At 74.3% G+C, this 20,655-nt stretch carries 17 protein-coding genes; 9 read left to right on the top strand and 8 right to left on the bottom strand.

All coding sequences use genetic code 11. The features are described from left to right. Positions 1–11 precede the first annotated feature (11 nt). The gene (locus J7462_RS26495) at positions 12–1,757 is read right to left on the bottom strand and encodes an alpha/beta hydrolase (RefSeq protein ID WP_219467982.1); all 1,746 of its coding nucleotides are present in this window, start codon (positions 1,755–1,757) and stop codon (positions 12–14) included. Positions 1,758–2,306: 549 nt separating this feature from the next. Here J7462_RS26495 and J7462_RS26490 point away from each other — a divergent pair. Then, positions 2,307–3,119: a hypothetical protein gene (locus tag J7462_RS26490; RefSeq protein ID WP_219467980.1), complete on the top strand. Its 813-nt coding sequence runs from the start codon at positions 2,307–2,309 to the stop codon at positions 3,117–3,119. Between the two features lie 237 nt (positions 3,120–3,356). On the opposite strand, the gene J7462_RS26485 is transcribed toward J7462_RS26490, so the two are convergent. Next, positions 3,357–4,250 (bottom strand): ribokinase, encoded by an 894-nt coding sequence (locus J7462_RS26485; protein WP_219470737.1) that lies wholly within the window; start codon positions 4,248–4,250, stop codon positions 3,357–3,359. 191 nt (positions 4,251–4,441) lie between these two features. Next, on the bottom strand, positions 4,442–5,272 hold the full coding sequence (locus tag J7462_RS26480; protein ID WP_308291041.1) for an ABC transporter ATP-binding protein: 831 nt from the start codon (positions 5,270–5,272) through the stop codon (positions 4,442–4,444). Between the two features lie 131 nt (positions 5,273–5,403). Here J7462_RS26480 and J7462_RS26475 point away from each other — a divergent pair, with 131 nt between their 5' ends. Both J7462_RS26475 and J7462_RS26470 read left to right on the top strand, forming a co-directional pair. Continuing rightward, a complete protein-coding gene (locus tag J7462_RS26475; RefSeq protein WP_219467976.1) occupies positions 5,404–6,435 on the top strand; it encodes an ABC transporter ATP-binding protein in 1,032 nt (343 codons plus the stop codon). Then, positions 6,432–7,445, top strand: a complete 1,014-nt coding sequence (locus J7462_RS26470) for an ABC transporter permease (RefSeq protein ID WP_219467973.1) — start codon at positions 6,432–6,434, stop codon at positions 7,443–7,445. Before J7462_RS26475 ends, J7462_RS26470 begins: the two co-directional genes overlap by 4 nt. 238 nt (positions 7,446–7,683) lie before the next feature. On the opposite strand, the gene J7462_RS26465 is transcribed toward J7462_RS26470, so the two are convergent. Next, positions 7,684–8,859 carry an ROK family transcriptional regulator gene (locus J7462_RS26465; protein ID WP_219467970.1) on the bottom strand — a complete coding sequence of 392 codons (1,176 nt, stop codon included), beginning with the start codon at positions 8,857–8,859 and terminating at the stop codon, positions 7,684–7,686. Positions 8,860–9,058: 199 nt separating this feature from the next. On the opposite strand from J7462_RS26465, the gene J7462_RS26460 reads away from it, so the two are divergent. Next, positions 9,059–10,540: a glycoside hydrolase family 3 N-terminal domain-containing protein gene (locus J7462_RS26460; RefSeq protein WP_219467967.1), complete on the top strand. Its 1,482-nt coding sequence runs from the start codon at positions 9,059–9,061 to the stop codon at positions 10,538–10,540. Between the two features lie 174 nt (positions 10,541–10,714). On the opposite strand, the gene J7462_RS26455 is transcribed toward J7462_RS26460, so the two are convergent. Beyond that, positions 10,715–11,077, bottom strand: coding sequence for an STAS domain-containing protein (locus J7462_RS26455; RefSeq protein WP_219467964.1), 363 nt, complete (start codon positions 11,075–11,077; stop codon positions 10,715–10,717). A 427-nt stretch (positions 11,078–11,504) separates the two neighbouring features. Then, positions 11,505–12,167, bottom strand: a complete 663-nt coding sequence (locus tag J7462_RS26450; protein WP_208567338.1) for a GNAT family N-acetyltransferase — start codon at positions 12,165–12,167, stop codon at positions 11,505–11,507. Positions 12,168–12,370: 203 nt separating this feature from the next. Between J7462_RS26450 and J7462_RS26445 the strand changes: the two genes are divergently transcribed. Together J7462_RS26445 and J7462_RS26440 are read left to right on the top strand one after the other, a co-directional pair. Beyond that, positions 12,371–12,565: a DNA repair protein gene (locus tag J7462_RS26445; protein ID WP_244252307.1), complete on the top strand. Its 195-nt coding sequence runs from the start codon at positions 12,371–12,373 to the stop codon at positions 12,563–12,565. A 105-nt stretch (positions 12,566–12,670) separates the two neighbouring features. Next, complete coding sequence (locus J7462_RS26440; RefSeq protein WP_208567340.1) at positions 12,671–13,189, top strand: hypothetical protein; 519 nt, start codon at positions 12,671–12,673, stop codon at positions 13,187–13,189. A gap of 102 nt (positions 13,190–13,291) precedes the next feature. Here J7462_RS26440 and J7462_RS26435 read toward each other — a convergent pair whose 3' ends face one another. Then, a complete protein-coding gene (locus J7462_RS26435; protein ID WP_219467962.1) occupies positions 13,292–14,008 on the bottom strand; it encodes a Clp protease N-terminal domain-containing protein in 717 nt (238 codons plus the stop codon). A gap of 443 nt (positions 14,009–14,451) precedes the next feature. Here J7462_RS26435 and J7462_RS26430 point away from each other — a divergent pair, with 443 nt between their 5' ends. Together J7462_RS26430 and J7462_RS26425 are read left to right on the top strand one after the other, a co-directional pair. After that, positions 14,452–15,087 (top strand): hypothetical protein, encoded by a 636-nt coding sequence (locus J7462_RS26430; protein ID WP_219467959.1) that lies wholly within the window; start codon positions 14,452–14,454, stop codon positions 15,085–15,087. A gap of 317 nt (positions 15,088–15,404) precedes the next feature. Further along, positions 15,405–16,232: a DUF72 domain-containing protein gene (locus J7462_RS26425; protein ID WP_219470736.1), complete on the top strand. Its 828-nt coding sequence runs from the start codon at positions 15,405–15,407 to the stop codon at positions 16,230–16,232. 161 nt (positions 16,233–16,393) lie between these two features. On the opposite strand, the gene J7462_RS26420 is transcribed toward J7462_RS26425, so the two are convergent. Then, the gene (locus tag J7462_RS26420; RefSeq protein ID WP_308291040.1) at positions 16,394–18,844 is read right to left on the bottom strand and encodes a tetratricopeptide repeat protein; all 2,451 of its coding nucleotides are present in this window, start codon (positions 18,842–18,844) and stop codon (positions 16,394–16,396) included. A gap of 364 nt (positions 18,845–19,208) precedes the next feature. Between J7462_RS26420 and J7462_RS26415 the strand changes: the two genes are divergently transcribed. Next, positions 19,209–20,504, top strand: coding sequence for a S1 family peptidase (locus J7462_RS26415; protein WP_219467953.1), 1,296 nt, complete (start codon positions 19,209–19,211; stop codon positions 20,502–20,504). The last annotated feature ends 151 nt before the right edge of the window (positions 20,505–20,655 follow it).

Here is a 20,655-nt window from a genome sequence, read left to right as displayed (position 1 = left end):
CCGGCTGCGGGTCAACTCAGGGGCAACGCGGTGGCGACCGGCCAGGCCAACAGGACCGCGCCCACCACCGCCGGTGACCACCGGGGCGCACCGGCCCGCCGCAGCACCGCCGCCCAGGCGGCCTGCCAGCCGAGGAGCACCGCGAGCAGCGGCACCACCAGCAGTACGAACCCGGGGGCCAGCCCCACCACGGCCGCCCCGGTCAGCGCCGGCACGACCAACGCGCCGACCGCCGCGTACCGCCAGCTCCGGCCGTCCGTCACCAGCTCGGCACCGGCCAGGAAGACCAGACAGGCGACCGCCACCACGGGCAGCAGCCACCACCGGGGGCCCACCGGCACGGCCCAGGTGAGGCCCAGGTGGATCGGCACGGCGACGGCGATCGCGGCGTACCCGGTCAGCAGCAGAACGGCGACCACGGACCGCACCGGCGTGCGGCCCCCGGGTGGCACGGCGGCCGGGACGGGCCCGCCGGCAGGAGCCGGGGCGGCGGGGACCGACGTGGCCGCGCCGACCTGGGTTGCAGCCGGAGCCGGGACGGCGGCCAGGGTTGCAGCCCGAGCCGGGACGGTGGCCGGGGTTGCAGCCGGGGCGGTGGCAGGGGTTGCAGCCGGAGCCGGGGCGGTGGCCGGGGTTGCAGCCGGGGCGGTGGCCGCATCCGGGGCGGGGGGCCACGTGTGCAGCGGCCACCAGCGTGCGGCGGCCAGCAGGACGCCGGTGACCAGCAGGAAACCGGTGAGGTAACCACCCATCGCAAGGGGGAGCCGGTCGGTGGGCGTCACCGCACCCGACAGCACGCCCACGCCGATGGCGCACGCCGCCACCGCCACCACGACCGGGGCGACCGTGACCGGTCGGCCGAGCCGGCGGCGGGCGGCCGGCGGCACCCGCCGCGGGCCCAGCAGCAGCGCCGCCAACGGGGCGAAGCCCAGCACGAACCCGAGCAACAGCAGCCCAGCCGGGACCAGCCGGGCGACCGGCCGCGGTGCCGTGGTGCCGCCACCGCCGACCCAGGCGGCGACCTCCGCGTGGGTACGGCCGGCGAAGAGCACCGAGACGTGTTCCGTCCCCGGCACCACCACCAGTCGTCGGCCGGCACCCCGGCGGGCGGTCGCCTCGGCGGTGGCGCGGAAGTCGGGGAATTCGAGACCGCCGACGATCAGCAGCAGCCCCTCCGGCCGGCCGTCGGGCAGCTCGCTGCCGTCGGGCAGTGAGATCGCCACGGTCCGGGCGATGTCGGGGTGACCGGCGGCGTACCGGGTCACCGCGCCCGCGCCCATCGAGTCGCCGAGCAGCACTATCCGCGCCGGGTCGACGCCGGGCCGGCCGCGCAGGTGGGCGACGGCGACGGCCAGGTCGTGTTCGAGGACGGCACGGGAGTCGACGTCGTCGCGCCCCGCCCCGACCAGCGGTGCCGGATTACCGCCGTGCCCGGCGAAGTCGACCAGCAACGCGACCACCCCCTGCCGGGCGAGCGTGTCGGCGAACGGACGCATCAGCCGGGCCGAACCGGCGAAACCGTGGGCGATCACCACCCCCGGCCGACGTCCCTGCGCCGGCCCGGCCTCCGTCCCGCCCGGTGTTTCGGCCCGCACCTCGGTCAACGGCACCCCGTCGACGGTCACCTGCCGGGTGGTCAGCCCGGCGTCCGCCCGGGACAGCCCGTAGCCGCCGGCGAACACGGCGAGCACGGCGAGGATCGCGAGGCCCGCCAGACCACGACCGGCCGGCGTCACGCCGCGGGGGCGGACCGACATGCCGGCACCCTACCGCCCGGCGCGACGGCCGCTTTCCGGCCGGCCCACACCCGCGCCCCGGCCCTGACCGCACCCCTGGCCCCGCCCCCGTTCCCGTCCCACCGTGGTCCCGCCGTCTCGGCCCCTGGTCCGGATCTGGCCCCGCCGCTGGTCCGGACCTGGCCCTGGCTGGGATCCCACCCCCGGTCCAGACCTGGCCCCACCCCTGGTCCGGACCTGGCCCTGGCTGGGATCCCACCCCCGGTCCAGACCTGGCCCCACCCCTGGTCCGGACCTGGCCCTGGCTGGGATCCCACCCCCGGTCCAGACCTGGCCCCACCCCTGGTCCGGACCTGGCCCTGGCTGGGATCCCACCCCCGGTCCAGACCTGGCCCCACCCCTGGTCCGGACCTGGCCCTGGCTGGGATCCCACCCCCGGTCCGGACGTGGCCCCACCCCTGGTCCGGATCTGGTCCCGCCCTTGGTCCGGATCTGCTCCCGTCCCCGGGCCGGCCCGGGCCCGACCGTGCCGACGGGCAGCACTGGCCGAGCCGACGCACACTGGGTGACATGGCCCTCTCCCTGCCCCGACCGACCGCCGTCGTCGGCCTCACCCGTGCCGCCCTCGACCAGGCGGTCGGGTCGGCCGCCTCGTTCGCCGCCGTGCCGGCCCGTGCCTTCGCCGTGCTCGACGGGGTGGAGGCGCTCCTGACCCGGATCAACGGGGTGGTGGACCGGATCGAGGAGACCCTGGACCGGACCGACCGGGTGCTCACCGACGCCGAGACGGCGGTGCGTGAGGTGGCGGTGATCAGCACGGCGGCCACCACGGCCATCGTGCAGGCCACCGAGGTCGCCGGGGCGGCGGCCGTGGTGGTCGCCGAGGCCGAACGGGTCTCCGGGGCGGCGGCCGTGGTGGTCGCCGAGGCCGAACGGGTCTCCGGGGCGGCAGCCGGCCTGGTGGCCGAGGCCGGACAGGTGTCCCGGGCCGCCGGCACCGTGGTCGCCGAGGCCGGGGCGGTGGCGGGTCGGGCCGCCGGCACGGTGGCCACCGCGGAGGGCGCCGCCGCCGTCGCGTCGGAGCTGCTGACCGCATACGAGCCGGCCTTGCGTCGGGGTGCGCCGATGGCGAACCGGTTCGTCGCCGAGCTAAGCCACGAGGAGGTGGTCGCGGCGATCCGGCTGGTCGACGAGCTGCCCAAGCTCAAGGAGCACCTGACCTCGGACGTGCTGCCGATCCTGGCCACCCTTGACCGGGTCGGCCCGGACCTGCACGACCTGCTCGACGTGACCCGCGACCTGAAGCTCGCCGTCGCCGGCATCCCCGGCCTCGGCATGTTGCGCCGCCGGGGCGAACGGCTCAGCGACGACCCGGCCGGCTGAGCCACCGGTCAGCAGGATGACGCCGGGCCGGGCCGCCCGGTCGGTCCGACGGCCGGGGCGATCGCCACGTCGGCGACAGGGCGGGCCGGGACGCGACGGGAGGCGACCGTCGGGGCGATCGCGGCGTCCGCGACAGGGCGGGCCGGGACGCGACCGTCGGGGCGGGTGGTGGACCGGGCTCGCGGGCCGGCGGTCGGTACGCCGACGTTCCCGTGCCGGCCGATCCCGCCCCGCTCGTCACGGGGCGTACAGGGCGTCGATCTCGGCACGGCGGGGCAGGGCCACGGACGCGCCGAGCCGGCGGACGCAGGCCGCACCGGCCGCCGCCGCCCAGCGCACCGCGTCGACCACCTCGCGACCCTCACCCCAGGCCACGGCCAGGGCGGCGGTGAACGCGTCTCCGGCAGCGGTCGTGTCGACCACGTCCACGGCGACGGGTGGCACGTGCACGGCCCGACCGTCCCGCTCGACGTACCAGGCGCCCTCGCCGCCGAGGGTGAGCACCGCCCTCGGCACCAGGGCCAGCAGCGCCGCCGGCTCCTCGCGCCCCCGGCCGGTGAGCAGCTGCGCCTCGGTCTCGTTGACCACCAGCAGGTCCACTGCGGCGAGCAGCTCGGCGGGCACCTGCCGGGCCGGCGCGGCGTTGAGGATCACCCGGGTACCGGCGGCACGGGCGGCCACCGCCGCCTCGGTCACCGTCTCGACCGGGATCTCCAACTGGGCGACCAGCACGTCCGCCCCGCGTACGACGTCCAGCTCGGCGTCGGTGAGCGCGGTGAAGGCGGCGTTCGCGCCGGGGGTGACCAGGATGGCGTTCTCCCCGGCGGCGTTGACCATGACCAGCGCCACCCCGGACGCCCCGTACACCACCCGCAGATGGCTGGTGTCCACCTGCGCGGCGGTGATCCGGGCCCGCAGGGTGACCCCGAACGAGTCGGAGCCGAGCGCGCCGAGGAAGGTGCAGGCGGCCCCGGCCCGGACGGCGCCGACGGCCTGGTTGGCGCCCTTACCACCGGGCACCATCACGAAGTCGTCGCCGAGCACGGTCTCGCCGGGCCGGGGCAGCCTCGGACCGGCCCCGACCACGTCCATGTTCGCGCTGCCCACCACGACGATCCGGCTCTGCCGCACCCCACCTCCCACCGACACCACACCCTCCCCACCGCCCCGCCGGACACGACCACGACGAGTCTAAATCCCCACCCCCGCCCACCCATCCCGTCGATCATGGACTTACGGTGGTAGCAAAAGGGACATGGGAGGGCGTTTCTCCCACCACAACTCCATGATCGACGTTGGGGTGGGGGGTGGGGGGTGGGGGGTTAGGCGGCGCGGGCGGTCCAGCGGGGGCCGTGGCGTTCGACCAGCAGGGGCAGACCGAAGGTCTTGCTGAGGTTGTCGCCGGTCAGCGTGTCGGCGAGCAGTCCCTGGGCGACCACCGCGCCGTCCCGCAGCAGCAACGCGTGGGTGAAGCCGGGCGGGATCTCCTCGACGTGGTGGGTGACCAGCACCATCGCCGGGGCGTCCGGGTCGTACGCCAGCTCGGCGAGCCGGCCGACCAGGTCCTCGCGCCCACCCAGGTCGAGCCCGGCGGTCGGCTCGTCGAGCAGCAGCAGCTCCGGATCGGTCATCAGGGCGCGGGCGATCTGCACCCGCTTGCGCTCGCCCTCGGAGAGGGTGCCGTACGTCCGGTCCGCCAGGTGCCCGACGCCGAGCTGCCCGAGCAGGGCACGGGCGCGGGCCTCGTCGGCCGGGTCGTAGTTCTCCCGCCAGCGGCCGACCACCGACCAGGCGGCGGTGACCACGACGTCGCTGACCCGTTCCTCGGTGGGAATCCGCTCGGCCACCGCGGCGGTGGTCAACCCGATCCGGGTCCGCAGCTCGGTGAGGTCGGTCCGACCGATCCGCTCGCCGAGCACGTGCGCCACACCCGCGCTCGGGTGCAGCCGACCGCAGGCGAGGTTGAGCAGGGTGGTCTTGCCGGCGCCGTTGGGGCCGAGCACCACCCAGCGTTCGTCCAGCTCGACCTGCCAGTCGACGTCGTGCAGCAGGGCGGTGCCGGATCGCCGGACGGCGACGCCGTCCAGGCTGACCACCACATCCGCGTCCACGGGTGAGGGGGCGGCTGCGGCGGGGAACGGGTCAGCAGTCACCGCTCCATCCAACCACGCAGCCTGAGGCCGCCCCCCACGGGCGGTGGCCCGGCCATAGGGTGGGGCACCGTGTCGTTGGTCACCACACCCGGAGGACGGCCCATGCCCGTGAGCGACGAGGAGCGGTGCGGATGAGCGCGGTCATCGAGATAGCCGGTCTGCGCAAGACGTTCCGTACCCTGCGCCGGGGCAGCCGGGTGGCGGTGGACGGTTTCGACATGGTCGTCGAGGCGGGCCAGGTGCACGGCTTCCTCGGCCCCAACGGCTCCGGCAAGACCACCACGCTGCGCGCCCTGCTGGGGCTGGTCAACGCCGACGCCGGTGAGCTGCGGGTTCTGGGCGCGTCGGCCCCGGAGCAGCTGGGTCGGGTCGCCGGCCGGGTCGGCGCGATCGTGGAGAGCCCGCAGTTCTTCGGCAACTTCACCGGGCACCGTACGTTGCGGTTGCTGGCGGTCGCCGGGGGTGTGCCGACGTCGCGGGTGGACGAGGTGCTCGACCAGGTGGGTCTGCGGGACCGGGGCGAGGACCGGGTGAAGGGCTATTCGCTGGGCATGAAGCAGCGTCTCGCCGTCGCGTCGGCGTTGCTGAAGAACCCGGAGCTGCTGATCCTGGACGAGCCGGCGAACGGGCTGGACCCGGCCGGTATGCGGGAGATGCGCGAGCTGATGCGCACCCTCGCCGAGGCCGGGGTGACCGTGCTGGTGTCGAGCCACCTGCTGGCCGAGATCCAGCTGATCTGCGACCACGTCACGATCATCGCGCGGGGTCGTCGGGTGGCCGCCGGCCGGGTGGACGACGTGCTGGCCGGGCACGACCCGCACGAGTGGCGGGTCCGGGTGGCCGAGTCGGAGCGGGGCGCGGAGCTGCTGCGGACAGTCGGCCTGACGGTCACCGTCCACCCCGACGACGTGCTGGTGGTCGCGGGCGCACCGGAGTCGGAACTGATCAGCAGCACCCTCGGCGGCCAGGGCCTGTGGGTCCGCGAACTGACCCCGATCCGGCCGGACCTGGAGAGCGTCTTCCTCGAACTCACCGCCGGGGCGGCCCCACCCCGGCAGTCGGACGGTGCCGATCCGGACGACGCCCCGCCCGACGACACCGGTGCCGCCGCTGAGCCGCTGATCGAACTTGACCGGACCGAAGGTCGGAGGGTGGACGCGTGAACCTGGTCCGTGCCGAGGTGGAGCGGTTGGCCGCCCGACGCTTCGTCCAACTGATGGTCCTGCTGCTCGCGGTGGCCTTCACGGTGACCACCGCGACCACCCTGCTCGGCTCGCACCGGCCGACGACGCAGGAGATGTACGCCGCGCAGACGCAGGCCGCGCAGGCGGTGGCCGCGATGGAGGCGGACCACACCCGTTGCCTGCGGATCAGGGCGGGCGAGATCCCGATCATGGAGGACGCCGGGTACGTGCCGGCCGACTGCGGGGAGCTGGACCCGGCGCGGATGGAGCGGCTGCCGCTGGCCACCGACTACCTCACCTCGGTCTTCGTCTTCTCCCAGGAGGCGCGGGGGCTGCTCTACTTCCTGATCGCGTTCCTGGTGCTGTTCGGCTTCCTGGTGGGCGCGTCGTACATCGGGGCCGACCTGAACTCCGGCGGGGTGGTCAACCTGCTGCTGTGGCGGCCGGGTCGGCTCACCGTGCTCGGTACGAAGCTGGGCACCCTGGTCGGGGTGGTGGCCGCGCTGTCGGTGCTGGCGTCGGCGCTCTACCTGGGCACCTTCTGGACGATCGGGCAGACGGCCGGTGTGCCGGGCCCGCTGGGCGGGGAGTTCTGGGGGCAGCTCGGCGCCATCTACGGGCGGGGTCTGGTGCTGGTGCTGCTGACGACGGTGCTCGGCTTCGGGATCGCCACGTTGGGCCGGCACACCTCGGCGGCGCTCGGCGCGGTCGCCGCGTACGCCGTGGTCTGGGAGCTGGGCGCCCGGCTGGTGCTGCAGATCCTCGACGTGGCCCGGGCGGACCTGCTGATGCTCTCCAACTACCTGGGCGCGTGGTTGTCCGGTCGGTTGGAGTTCTGGGACGACCGGGGTTGTCCGCCGGGCAGCGGCGTCTGCGACGGCGGCACCTACGTGATCACCTGGGGGCCGGCGCTGCTGGTGCTGTTGGCGCTGACCGGGGCGGTCACCGGGTCCGCGTTCGCCGCCTTCCGCCGCCGCGACCTGCTCTAGCTGTACTGACCACAGACCCCGGGGTGCCGGGACCACGCCTCGCCGTCGGCGGCGCTCCCACCCCCGTCACACCGGCATCGGGGGAACTCCTGAGACGACTGCTGCCGCGCTTGCCCTGATCCCGTTCAGCCCCATCCTGCCGACCGAACTGACCGCCCCCGATCCTGGCAGGATATTGCCAGGATCGGCGATAATGGTGAAGTATTCCTTCATGGCGGCGGATGGGCGGGGTGAACGACTAACCGACGGTCGACCCGAACACCTCGTCCCGGACGGCGTCCAGCGCGGTGCGCAGCGCCCCCCGCAGGATCGGCTCCTCGGTCAGCCCGGTCGGCACCACCCGGGGCCGGACCAGGGTGATCGCGGCCACCTCGTGCTGCACCCGCTCGGCCAGCGCCGCGCCACCGGCCTGCCCGACCTCACCGGCCAACACCACCAGCGGCGGGTCCAGCACCACGCAGGTGCTGGCCACGCCGAGAGCGAGCCGGCGGGCGAGTTCGTCGAGGAGCGGGCCACCGGCGGTGCCGGCGGCGATGGCGGCGCGCACCGCGTCGGCCGCGTCGGGCGCGTCGACGCCGTGCTCACGGGCCACCGCCCGGACCGCGTCCGCCCCGGCGAGCTGCTGGAACGCCGGCTTGGCCCGGCGCGAGACGTCCCGGGGGATCGGCACCCCCGGCACCGGCAGGTAACCGATCTCGCCGGCCGCACCGCTGCTGCCGTGGTGCAGCCGGCCACCCAGCATGATCGCCAGGCCGACGCCGGCACCCACCCAGACCAGCACGAAATCCGTCATCCCCTGCGCCGCCCCGGACTGCGCCTCCGCCACGGCGGCCAGGTTGACGTCGTTCTCGAAGACGACCGGGGTGTGCAGGTCCTCCCGCAGCGCGGCGAGCAGCCCCCGGTGCCAGCGGGGCAGGTTGAAGGCGAAGGTGATGTCGCCGCTGGTCGGGTCGACCAGACCCGGGGTGCCGAGCACCACCCGCCGCACGCTGTCCAGGTGCGCGCCGGCCCGACTGGCCGCCTGCACCACAGCGGTGTGCACCACGCCGACCGGGTCGTCGGTGTCCCGGGTGGACTGTTCGACCTGACTGACCACCGCACCGGTGATGTCCGCGCAGGCGGCCACCACCCGTTCCGCTCCCACGTCCACCCCGACCACGTACGCGCTGCCCGGTCGGACGGCGTAGAGCTGCGCGTTCGGCCCCCGCCCACCGGCCTGCTCGCCGACCCGGGCGACCAGCCCCCGCTCCTCCAACCGCTCGACCAGCTGCGAGGCGGTGACCTTGGACAGGCCGGTCAGCTCACCGAGGCGGGCCCGGGTGAGCGGGCCGCGTTCGAGCAGGAGTTCCAGCGCCGCACGGTCGTTGAGCGCCCGCAACAGTCGGGGGGTGCCGGGCAGCCGGGTCGCACTCATGCCACGTCCTCTGTTTTTCGTAAACTCTGCTAACGAATCGCGCTGGTCAGGGATGTCCGTAGCGTATCGGCCGACCCACGCCGGGAAACTCGGACGACCCGGCCGGCCGCGCCGACACTCGTGCCATCCGGCGGCACAGGGCCGCGACCCGGGACATCCGGGCAGCCGTACGGGACACACCGGCGGAAAGGAGACTCAGGTGGGGGATCCGGGGCTGCGCCGGCTGGCGCTGGGCACACTGCTGGCCGCCTACCCGGGGCCGGTGCCACCGGACTGGGCGGTCGACCTGGTCGCCGAGGGACTGGCCGGACACACCCTCTTCGGCACCAACGTGCACGACCCGGCCCAGCTGGCGGCGAGCACCGCCGCGCTGCGTACCGCCCGGCCCGACGTGCTGGTCGCCATCGACGAGGAGGGTGGCGACGTGACGCGGCTCGCCCACGCCACCGGCAGCCCGTACCCGGGCAACGCGGCGCTCGGCGTGGTCGACGACACCGCACTCACCCGGCGGATCTATGCGGCCATCGGCGGCGAACTCGCCGCCGTCGGCGTCACCGTCGACCTGGCCCCCACGGTGGACGTGAACACCGCCGACGAGAACCCGGTGATCGGCACCCGTTCGTTCGGGGCCGACCCGGGGCGGGTCGCCGCCCACACGGCAGCCGCCGTGGCGGGTCTCCAGTCGGTCGGGGTGGCGGCCTGCGCCAAGCACTTCCCCGGCCACGGCGCGACCGTCGCCGATTCGCACCACGAGTTGCCCACTGTGGACGCCGACACGGCGCTGCTGCGGGCCCGGGACCTGCCGCCCTTCGCCGCGGCGGTCGACGCGGGCGTACAGGCGGTCATGACGGCGCACATCCGGGTGCCGGCGCTGACCGGGGACGGGCCGGCCACCTTCAGCCGGGCTGTCCTGGTCGACCTGCTGCGCGGCGAACTCGGCTTCACCGGCACGGTCATCACCGACGCGTTGGAGATGAAGGGCGCGGCCCTCGCCGCCGGTGGGGTCGGCCCCGCCGCCGTACGGGCGCTGGCCGCCGGGGCGGACCTGCTCTGCGTGGGCGCACGGGTGGACGCCGCGCTGGTCGAGCGGGTCGTGGCCGAGATCGTCGGAGCGATCGGCGACGGCCGGCTGGACCGGGCCCAGGTGGAACAGGCCGCCGGCCGGGTCGCCGCGCTCGCCGCCTGGACCCGGGCCGCCGGCCCACCCCGCCCCCTCCCCGCCGGCGCTGACCGCACGCCCGGGTCCGGCCCGCCCGGCATCGGTTACCGGGCTGCCCGCCGGGCCGTCCGGGTGGAGGGCGAGCTGCCCCGGGGGGAACGGCCGCTCGTGGTGCAGGTGTACGCCGCCGCCACCATCGCCGAGGGGCGGGTGCCCTGGGGACTGGGCCCTCACCTGTCCCGGGTCGAGCAGGTCCGGGTGGTTGCCGCCGAGGCGGACCCCGCAGCGTTGCGGCGTCTCGCCGCCGGGCGGCCGATCGTACTGGTCGGCCGGCACCTGCACCGGCTGCCCGGCGGGCCGGCCCTCGTCGGGTCGCTGGCCGCGACACACGCGCTGACGGTGCTCGAGATGGGCTGGCCGGGGCGGTGGCGACCGAGCGGGGTGGGGGCCTTCGTCACCACCTACGGCGCGAGTCATGCCAACGGTCGCGCGGCGGCGGAGGTGCTCGGCCTGACCGACTGAGTCAGGACCTGCCTGCCGGGCCCGGCCCGACCGACGACGCCGGGTCACGCGCCCGCAGTCCGCCTCGCGGCACTTCACGGACCGGCGCTCACCCGCCGGTCCCCCACCGGCAGCCGGCCGACGACACCCGGGGGCCCGGCAGGGACAGTTGCCGTGGGCGCCCGGGGAGGTCGGTCAGCGACGCCAGGGGGCCGGGTCGGCGATGCCCGGGGGCCGGTCGCCGTGGTCGTCGGGGAGGCCGAGCAGCCGCCCGACCGCGGTGATCCGTAGCACCCGGGACACCACCGGTTGCGGGTCGACCAGCCGCAGGGTGGCTCCCCGGCCGACCGCCTCGGCCGCCCCGCGCAGCAGTGCGGCCACCGCCGTGGAGTCGAGGAAGGTGACGCCGGCGAGGTCGACGACGATCTCCAACAGGCCGGCCCGGCCGAGCGCCTCGTCGAGAGCGTGTTCCAGCCCGGGAACGGTGGCGATGTCCAGGTCACCCACCGGTGCCAGCACCACCCGGCCGGACTCCTCGCCCGGCGTCGGCAGCTGCATACCCGCCCATTTCCGCTTCGCCGGCCACCGCTGACCGCGCGCCGACCCTCGCCGCGACGGCCGACCATACCGGTGGCCCCTGACATCGTTTGGGCGGGCAGCCGCCGGAGCATCTCCGGCCGCCTGCACAGCACGGTGCGTCATCGGAGCGCGCCGGGGTGCCGGCCACCTGTCTGGGCAGCTCAAGTCCACTACCGGACAATGTCAACGCGCCGGGCGCCCCTTGCCCGGCACGCCGACAAGCACATAGCGTAACCAGCGCCGTAGGTCGGCCGGCGGTGCCGGTCACGGCGGGGCCTGGGGCGGTTTGCGGACCGTGGATCCGGCCCGGGATCCACGGTCCGCGCGCCATCCGACCGACGTGGCCGGCGAGCGACCGGGTGCCCATCTCGGGCTGGACGCCACCCGTACCGCCCCCGGACGCCGGTCAGGGCGGGTAGACGCCGCACGACGACCAGCCCCGGTCGGGGAAACCGGCCGCCTCGGCGACCCGGGCGGAACCGAGGTTCGCGGGGTCGTGGCGGTAGGTCGGCACCGCACCCTCGTCGAGCACCCGCCGGGCGGCCTGCGCGACGAGTCTGCGGGCCAGCCCCCGGCCGCGCGCCGCCGGGACCGTGCCGACCGCCAGTTCATGCCCGTACGCGTCGTGGCGTTTGATCCCGACACCGGCCAGATAGCCGCCGTCGTCGTCGCGGACCACGAGCACGTCGGAGTCGAACAGGTGCAGCCAGGGCGGCAGGGCCGGATCGGTGGGAGCGGTCCACCCGCCGACGTCGGGCAGTGCCGGCGGGGTGAGACACCACCGGAACACGTCGTCGTGGACCACCCAGCCGGGCTGCCCGACCATGGCCGGCAGGGCCTCGTGCAGCGCGGAGCGTGACCTCGCGGCGAGCGCCCGGACGGCTTCGACCCGTCGTGGCGGCACGGAGAGCACCGTGCTGCCGGCGACCCGGACGGCGATCGCCGGGCGGAGACGGCCGTCCCAGGCCGGGCGGGTGCGCCGCCAGGAGCCGACCACGTGCAGACCGGGGCCGGCCGGCCACTGCCCGAGCCAGGTCGCCAGGTGCAGGTACAACCGCCGCTCCAGCACCGCCCGCCCCTCTCACCCGGTGGCCATCCCATGATCCACGGTACGCCGCACCGCCACCGGCGGCGGTCCGGTTACCGATGGCGGTGCGCGGGTAGCAGAGGAATGGACCGTGACCTGCCTCACCGGAACCCGGTCCATCGACGATGCGTCATATCTATTTCCATACATGTACACCTTTCTTTGGGACGGTAATGGTCATGCCCATGCAGCCGAATGACCGATACCAGCAGCACGGCGTGTGTTTCTGGGGTACGGCGGAGGCCACCGGCCTCTTCCCCGCCCAACCGCGGTACCGGGAGATCCGGTGCGGTCGCGGCGTCGAGGGACGACTCTCCTGGAGCGAACTCGACACCCTCCCCGCCGGCTCCTCCGCCCGACGCGGTCTCACCGCCCACTGAGATGCGGACCGGCGCCCCTACCGGGGTGTCCGGCCGGGGCGTTCGCACACCTGTCGGGTAGCGTCTTGTGGTCGATTCCGGCCAGCGACAGGAGAAGCTCAGCGCATGGGCAAGAAGACGATCCACGTCTCCGACTTCAGCGGCACCGTGCTGCGTCCCGACGACGAGGTGGTCCGGGTCGTCGTGCTGGAGCACCCCGACCTGGTGGCCGGGCCCGTGCAGTTGGACGCCACCGTGACCGAGGTGGAGGGCATCGACGACGCCGCGCTCGACGTGGCGGTGGTCGAGATCCACGACCTGCACGCGGGCGGGGAGCCGCGCCGGGTGGTGCTGACCGCGAGCGAGTTCGACGCGATGGCGACGGACACGCCGATGGCGCAGCTGTTGCGGACGGCGGAGCGGGTCCGTCCGCCGAAGGCCCGCAAGAGCACCGAGAAGATCGACTACGGCACCCTCGACCACGCCGGGAGGCCGCACCGGGGCCGGGTCACCGAGGAGGAGGCCCGGCTGGTGCGCGAGCAGCTCGACGAGGTCAACAAGCGCCTCGCCGACGCCGGGGTCCGGCAGATCGACCCGGCCGACCCGGAGCACGCCCTGCGTTACGGCTTCCCGGCCACCGACTGACTCACCGGTGGCCGGGCATCCCGGTCCCGCGCCCGGCCGTCGGTGGGACCGCCCGGTCCCGCCGGGCCGGTGTGCGTCGTCCCGGCCGCCGACGGGGGTGCGCTACCGCCCGGAGAGCGCGGCGGCCACCCGTGCCTCGACCCCGTTCTTGGTCAGGCCCAGGCCGGACAGCACGCCCGCACCGTCCTCCAGCTCCAACAGGGCCAGCAGGACGTGCTCGGTGCCGATGTAGTTGTGCCCGAGCCGCAACGCCTCCCGGAAGGTGAGTTCGAGGGCTTTCTTGCCCTGCCCGTCGTACGGGATCAGGTCGGGGACCTGGTCGGTCGGGGCGGGCAGTGTCGCCGCGACCGCCTCCCGGACGGCCGCCGGGCTCAACCCCTCGGCGACCATGGCTTTGGCGGCGAGGCCGTCCGGTTCGGCGAGCAGGCCGAGCACCAGGTGTTCCGGTCGGATCTCGGCGTTGCCGGCGCCCCGGGCCTCCTCCTGCGAGGCGATCACCACGTTGCGGGCGCGTGGGGTGAACCGGCTGAAACCCGCGTTGGGGTCCAGGGCCGCCGCCGCGTCGGCCTTCGTGGCGGAACGCTTCTGGGCAGCCTGCTTGCTCACCCCCATGCTGTTGCCGATCTCGGTCCAGGAGGCACCGGAGCGGCGGGCCTGGTCGACGAAGTGGCCGATCAGGTGGTCGGCGAGGTCGCCGAGGTGGTCGGCGACGAGCACCGCGTCGCTGAGCTGGTCGAGGGCTGCGGGACGGGCCTTCTTGATGGCCTGGATCAGCTCGTCGAGGCGGACAGGGCGCGGGAGTTGAGTGGGTTCCGTCATGCGTCAACCATAGGTTGACGCCCCCTCATCGTCAACCATGGGTTGACGATGAACTTCGCGGTGAGTAAATCCCGACACTCACGGTGATCCGGTGGTCTCGTACCGCAACATCAGTGGGGCCACTAATCGATATCGGTCTCTGTAGACCGGAGGAGGTTCCGTCCCCTCATGCTCGGAACGATGAAACGCCTCGCCGCCCTCACCACCACAGCGCTGCTCCTCACCACCGCCCTCGGCGCGACCGCCGCGTCGGCCGCCCCCGACGCCGCCCGGTCCGCCCCGACCGCGCCGCCAAGACCACCCTCGTCGCCTCCTGGTACTCGGGCACCCTCGCCGCGGGCGCCACCCAGAACTGGCAGTGGAACAACAACCCGGCCGGCGCCGTCTACCAGGTCGGGCTCTCCCCCACCGGGGCCAGCACCACCCAGCCGTGCCAGTTCCAGGTGACCCGGAGCTGGTACACCCAGCTCTACAGTGGTGAGCGCCGGTTCAACTGGACCATCCGCAACACCGGCGCGATCGCCTGCGGCACCCAGGTCATGCTCAGCTCGCTGAACTCCGGGGCCAGCTGGGCTCTCGGCGGCATCTCCCCCGGCGGCTCGGTCACCTCGGTCTGGAACAACAACCCGGCCAACATGGCGTTCCTGCCCGGGGTGGCGCCCAGCGGCGCCACCAGCGCGACCCCCTGCCAGTTGGAGGTGACCAGCTCCTGGTACGCCCGGCAGACCAACGGTGAGCGCAAGTTCTACTTCACCGTCAAGAACGTCGGCTCCATCACCTGCGCCGGCACCGCGCTGCTGGGCAACACGTCGACCTCGACCACCTGGTCCACCGGCACGCTCGCTCCGTCGGCCAGCAGCGGATCGGTGTGGTACAACGCCAACCCGACGACGCTGGTCTACCTGCCCGGACTCAACCCCGCCGTGTCCACCAGCACCTGCCAGTTCGGCGTCACCAGCAGCTACTACCAGCAGGTGGTGAACTCCGACGGCACCGTCCAGCGGCAGTACCTCGCCTACTACACCAACAACGGCGCGGTCAGCTGCTCCGCAACTTTCCTCCTCGCCTCGATCGCCTGATCCACCGGTGCGGCGGCCCACCCGACCCGGGTGGGCCGCCGCACCCGTATTCCAGCAGGGCACCCGTCTCTTCCAGCAGGGCACCCGACTTCCAGCAGGGCACCCGTCGGCCGGCAGGGCATCCCGACTTCCAGCAGGCGGCAGGGTGGAGACGCCCGTGCCCGACCACTCCCGCAGTCCACCTTCCGGCAGCACCCGTTCCGGTACCGGTCCGCCCGACGCGGGTCGCCAGCGCTCCGATACCGTGCGCCCACGGACCGGATCGGACGGCGCTGCGGGAGGGGATCGGGATCATGCGGTTGCACGTCGGCTGCGCGATGTGGACCCACCGGTCGTGGCAGGGGCGGCTGATCGCCCACCCGCTTGCGGCCCAGGAACGGCTGCGGCACTACGCCGGCTGGTGCGACGCGGTCGAGGGGAACACCACGTTCTACGCCACCCCGACCCGGGAGACCGTGGAGTCCTGGGCCCGGCAGACCGGGCCCGACTTCCGGTTCGTCCTCAAACTGCCGAAGGCCGTCACCCACGAACACCGGCTCGTCGACGCCGACGCGCCGCTGCGGGCCTACTTCGACGCGATCGCGCCGCTCGGCAGCCGGGCGCACGCCCTGTGGATCCAGCTGCCGGGGTCGTTCGCACCGACGGACGTCCCCGTGCTCGCCGACTTCCTCCGTCGGCTGCCTACCGAACACCGGTACGCCGTGGAGGTCCGGCACCCCGCCTTCTTCCGGGAGCCCGGCGCGACGCGACTGCTGGAAGGGGTGCTCGCCGACGCCTCGGCCGAGTGGGTCCCCTTCGACACCACCGCGTTCTTCCGTACTCCGCCGACCAGTGACGCGGAGCGGGAGGCGTGGACGAAGAAACCCCGCCTGCCGTTGCGGACGGCGGCGCTGACCGACCGGCCGATCGTCAGGTACCTCGGCCGCGACGCCGAGTCGGAGACGGTGCAGGGCTGGCAGCGCTGGGTCGAGATCGCCGCCGGCTGGTTGCGGGAGGGCCGGTCACCGACCATGTTCGTGCACACCCCGGACAATGCCGACGCACCCCTGCTCGCCCGCCGGTTCCACGACGAGGTACGGGCCCGGGTGCCCGCGCTGGCGGCGCTGCCCGAGCCGATCCCGACCGGACCGCTCACCCTGTTCTGACACCCGTACGACCTGCCGTCGGGGCATCAGGCCGCCCGCACCCCGTCGGGCGTCGCACCGGGCGTCGCACCGGGCGTCGCGCCGGGCAGGCCGCCCCACCGGGGTGGGGATCAGGAGTTTCGTGAGCCTGACCCCGGCCAGCCTGTCGGGCACAGCACCGATCAACCACTCCCCTCCACGCCCGGGCCAGGAGTCCCGCCCGCACCTGTCCCGACGGTGACCCGGGTCAGCAGGTCACGGACCCGGGCGGCGTCCGGGTGGCCGAGGTCGTCGAAGATGTCCAGCGCCCGCCGCCAGGTCCGTAGGGCACCGGGTACGTCCCCCGCCGCCTGCCGGGTCGCACCGAGCCGGGTCAGGGTGTCGGCCTCGTCGTACCGGTCACCGATGCGTCGGTAGAGCGCCAGCGCCAGGCCGTAGCAACGGATCGCCCGCCGGTGCTGGCCCAGCCGGTCGTGGATGAAGCCCAGGCTGTCCCAGGTGTTCGCCTCGCCGTGCCGGTCGCCGGTCGGGCGCAGCAGGGCCAACGCCTGGGAACAGTGCTCCAGCGCCGGCCCGTACTGGCCGAGTTGGGCGTGCGCCCAGCCGACCCCGTTGCGGGCGCTGGCCTCCCCGGCCAGGTGCCCGGCGGCCCGGTAGAGCGCCAGCGCCCGCTGCCCGTGCTCCAACGCCTCGGCGTACCGGCCGAGCCCGTCGAACATCGCGCCGAACGCCCGGTGGGTGCGCGCCTGCCCGGTGTGGTCGCCCAACGCGGCGAACAGGATCAGCGCCTCCCGGTAGTGCGCGACCGCCTCGTCCAGCCGACCCAACCGGCAGAGCACCCGGGCCAGGTCACGGTGGGCGTTCGCCTGCCCCGCCCGGTCCCCCACCCGTTGCGCCCCGGCCAGGGCGGCCTGCTGGGCGGCGGCCAGGTCCAGCCAGTTCCCCCGGCGCTGGAGGAAATCCACCAGGGTCCAGGCCAGTTGCCAGGCATGGCCGTCGAACCCGGTACGCCTCGCGTGCGAGACCGCCGCCAACAGCACCGGGTACTCGGTGGTGAACCAGGCCAGGGCCGCAGCGTGGTCGGTCAACTCCTCGGGCGTCACCCCGGGCAGGGCGGTCGCCAGCACCACCGGGTCCCGACCGGGTTGCAGCAGCAGCGCCGCCGTGTGCGCGGTGTGCAGGTAGTGGTCCAGTCCTCGCCGGACCGCGGCCTGCCGCTCCTCGGCGGGGTCGAGGCTCTCGGCCAACTCGCCCGCGTACGCCCGCAGCAGGTCGTGCGCGGTGAACCGGCTGGGCGCGTGTTCGGTGACCAGGTGGGCGTGGGCCAGTTCGGCCAGCAGCCGGGACACCTGGCTGCGGGGCAGTCCGGCCAGGCTGGCCGCCGCGGCGATCCCGACGTCCGGCCCCGGGTGCGAGCCGAGCAGCCGGAACAGTCGCGCCGCCGGTGGGGTCAGGTTCCGGTAGGACCAGGAGAAGACCGACTGCACGTCGGTGCCGGTGTCCCCGCCGTCGAAGGAGTCCAGCAGGCGGGGCGCCTCCCGCAGCTCGGCGACGATGGTGGACAGGGGGAACGTGGGGTGCGCCGCCCCGCGCGCGGCGAGCACGGCCAGCGCCAACGGCAGCCGTACGCACCGCTCGATCATTTCCTCCACCGCCTGCGGTTCGCCCGTCAACCGGGCCGCGCCGAGCCGGCGGGCCAGCAGTTGCCAGGCCTCGGCGGTGCTGAGCAGGTCGACGGCGATCTGCCGGGCCCCCTCGGTGGCGATCAGCCCGGCCAGCCGGTTGCGACTGGTGACCAGGAACAGGCAGCTCGGGCCGCCGGCCAGCAGCGGCCGGACCTGCTCGACGTCGCGGGCGTTGTCCAGCAGCACCAGCATCCGCCGGCCGGCGAGCAGACTGCGGTAGAGGCCCACCTGCGCGGGCAGGTGGGTGGGGATGCGCTCGGGCGGCACCTCGAGGGCTTCCAGGAATCCCCGGACCGCCTCGGCGGCCGTCACCACCGCCCCGGTGGCGTCGAAGCCACGCAGGTCGACGTAGAGCTGGCCGTCCGGGAAGCGGTCGGCGACCCGGTGGGCCCAGTGCAGCGCCAACGTCGTCTTGCCGACCCCGGCCGTGCCCGACAGGGTCATCGTGGTGGTCGACTCGGCGCAGCCGGGCGTGCCGTGGCCGGCGCAACCGGCGTCGAGCTGGGCGAGCTGCGCGGCCCGCCCGACGAAACCGGGCAGCGCCGGGGGCAGTTGCCGGGGCACCGGAAGCCGCGCCGCCGGTGTGCCGACCCGGGTGCCGCCGGCTCTGGCCCGGACGGTCGCGCGGCCGGCCCGGCCGGCGGGTGGGTGTTCCGGGTTGGTGTTCCGCCGGCGTTCCTCGACTCGGTCCCGTGCGGTGGCCAGCGCCCCCTGCTCGGCGGGGCTGGCCCCGAGCAACCGGATCAGCGTGTCGAAGCGCTCCGGTGGGGGCAGGATGTTGCCGGCGAAGTACTCCCCGATCACTCCCCTCGACCAGCCGGTCTTCGCCGCCAGTTGGCGGTAGGTCAGTGGGGTCTCACCCTGCTGCCGGGCCTCCCGGCGGCGCAGCTGGCGCAGCAGCCCGGCCAGCTCCTGCACGGTCTGCGCCCCCGCGTCCAGGTGGGTCACCGCCGCTGCGGGACGGTTCGTCCCGGTGCCCCCCTGTCGCGCGCCCGAAGGTACCCGTTGGTCGGACATGCGCCCTCCACCCCCGTCATCCCGTCGCCCCGGAATGCCGACACCGGCAGGGTAGAACCGGTCACCCGATGCCGGTAGGTCACCGCCGATGTATGACAGTTCCATGTCGCGCTGGTTTCGCCTGATGGGATGTGCCCCGCCGACCATCGGCGTGCGACCGGTCCGGGCGGCTTCCCGTCCGACGCTGTCCGGGGGTGTCCGACGGTGTCCAGGATGGACCGCCGGACACCCTCGATACCTGCCAATGTCCCCAGGGCGGGCTGGCGCCCGCACCACTCTGGGGAAGGAACACTTCATGACTCGTCCACACCCGACCGTGCTGCGGTCGGCAGGGATGCTGCGTCGCGTCGCCGTCGCCGCATTCGGCGTCACGATGCTCGTCGCGGGGGTGGCCACCGCGCCGGCCACCGCCGCACCCGCTCCCGCCGCGCCGGGCGGCAAGGCGGCCACCACCGGATCGTTCGTCGACAGCACGCCGGTGCCCGGGGGCTTCGCCTCCTGGAAGGAGCTGCTCACGTTGCAGCAGCGGATGAACACCGCTGCCGCCCGGATCACGAAGATCGCACAGCGTGACGCCAAGTCCGGTTTCGCCGGTGTGATCGCCGACCCCACCGCCCGCAAGCTGCAGGTCTTCTGGAAGGGCGAGGCACCGGCCAGCCTGGTGGCGACCAGCCGGGCCACCGTGCCGACCGAGGTGCTGCCCGCCGCGTACACCCGACGGGAGCTGGACGTCGCGGCGGCCAAGCTGCGCCGCTCGGCCGGCAACAAGATCACCACGGTCGGGCCGCGCGCCGACGGCGCCGGCCTCCTCGTCGGTACGCAGAGCGGCCTGCTCGGCGCGGCCAGCATGGCCGGCGTCCCGGTGACCGTGCAGACCGGGGTCTCCGCCGCGCCCGCCACCCGGTGGGACGACACCGCGCCGTGGTGGGGTGGTGCCGCGTGGCGCAACACCGCCACCGGTGGCGGCTGCTCGACCGGCTTCGGCGTGTTCCGCACCGGCAACGCGCGGGTGCTCACCGCGGCGCACTGCGCCAACATCAACGTCGTCGCGGCCGACCCGACCGGTCAGACCATCGGCGCGGTCGGCATCCGCAACACCGGCACCGACACCCTGCTGTTGACCGCCAGCGCGGGCGGCCGGGTCTTCAACAACAGCACCGACGCCAACGGCGCGGTGGTCAGCGAGTTCAACAACCAGGTGATCGGCGCGCTGGCCAGCCAGGTCGGCAACTTCGTCTGCACCTCCGGGGCGTACTCCGGGACCCGCTGCTCGATCCAGGTCAAGGCCCGGGACCTGTGCATCAACGTGCGTGACTTCGCCACGGTCTGCGGCCAGGTGCAGGCGGAGAGCACCACCCGTACCAACGCGGTCGGCCAGGGCGACAGCGGCGGCCCGGTGCAGATCGTCAACGGGGCGAACACCCTCCAGGTCTGGGCCACCGGCACCAACACCGCCATCGACGACCTCAACACGCTGACGCCGTGCACCGGCTACGTTCCCGCCAACCGCAAGTGCGCCTGGCGGATGTACTACGAGGACATCATCTCCGGGATGGCGGGCGTCGGCGCCTCGGGTGTGATCCTCGGCTGACGGACCTGCTCCTCGGTCGACGAGGGCTGGCGGAGGAGGGTCGGTCGGCGGGGCAGGCTCCGCAACCGTCGATCGACCCGGCGGCCGGGTCGGCGTGCGTCCAGCACGCCGGCCCGGCCGTTCGTCGTCCATCGGGCCCGCCGTTCGTCGT

The sequence above is a fragment of the Micromonospora sp. RL09-050-HVF-A genome (assembly GCF_019374995.1).
In the GTDB taxonomy this organism is placed as follows: domain Bacteria; phylum Actinomycetota; class Actinomycetes; order Mycobacteriales; family Micromonosporaceae; genus Micromonospora; species Micromonospora antibiotica.
Note: the sequence above shows the minus strand (reverse complement) of the source record. Positions and strands in the feature narration are given on the sequence as shown.

Bases quoted from the DNA above. Each gene is read 5' to 3' on its own strand.
- J7462_RS26495 (WP_219467982.1), bottom strand. From the start codon at position 1,757: ATGTCGGTCCGCCCCCGCGGCGTGACGCCGGCCGGTCGTGGTCTGGCG.
- J7462_RS26490 (WP_219467980.1), top strand. From the start codon at position 2,307: ATGGCCCTCTCCCTGCCCCGACCGACCGCCGTCGTCGGCCTCACCCGT.
- J7462_RS26475 (WP_219467976.1), top strand. From the start codon at position 5,404: ATGAGCGCGGTCATCGAGATAGCCGGTCTGCGCAAGACGTTCCGTACC.
- J7462_RS26465 (WP_219467970.1), bottom strand. From the start codon at position 8,859: ATGAGTGCGACCCGGCTGCCCGGCACCCCCCGACTGTTGCGGGCGCTC.
- J7462_RS26455 (WP_219467964.1), bottom strand. From the start codon at position 11,077: ATGCAGCTGCCGACGCCGGGCGAGGAGTCCGGCCGGGTGGTGCTGGCA.
- J7462_RS26445 (WP_244252307.1), top strand. From the start codon at position 12,371: ATGCAGCCGAATGACCGATACCAGCAGCACGGCGTGTGTTTCTGGGGT.
- J7462_RS26440 (WP_208567340.1), top strand. From the start codon at position 12,671: ATGGGCAAGAAGACGATCCACGTCTCCGACTTCAGCGGCACCGTGCTG.
- J7462_RS26435 (WP_219467962.1), bottom strand. From the start codon at position 14,008: ATGACGGAACCCACTCAACTCCCGCGCCCTGTCCGCCTCGACGAGCTG.
- J7462_RS26425 (WP_219470736.1), top strand. From the start codon at position 15,405: ATGTGGACCCACCGGTCGTGGCAGGGGCGGCTGATCGCCCACCCGCTT.
- J7462_RS26415 (WP_219467953.1), top strand. From the start codon at position 19,209: ATGACTCGTCCACACCCGACCGTGCTGCGGTCGGCAGGGATGCTGCGT.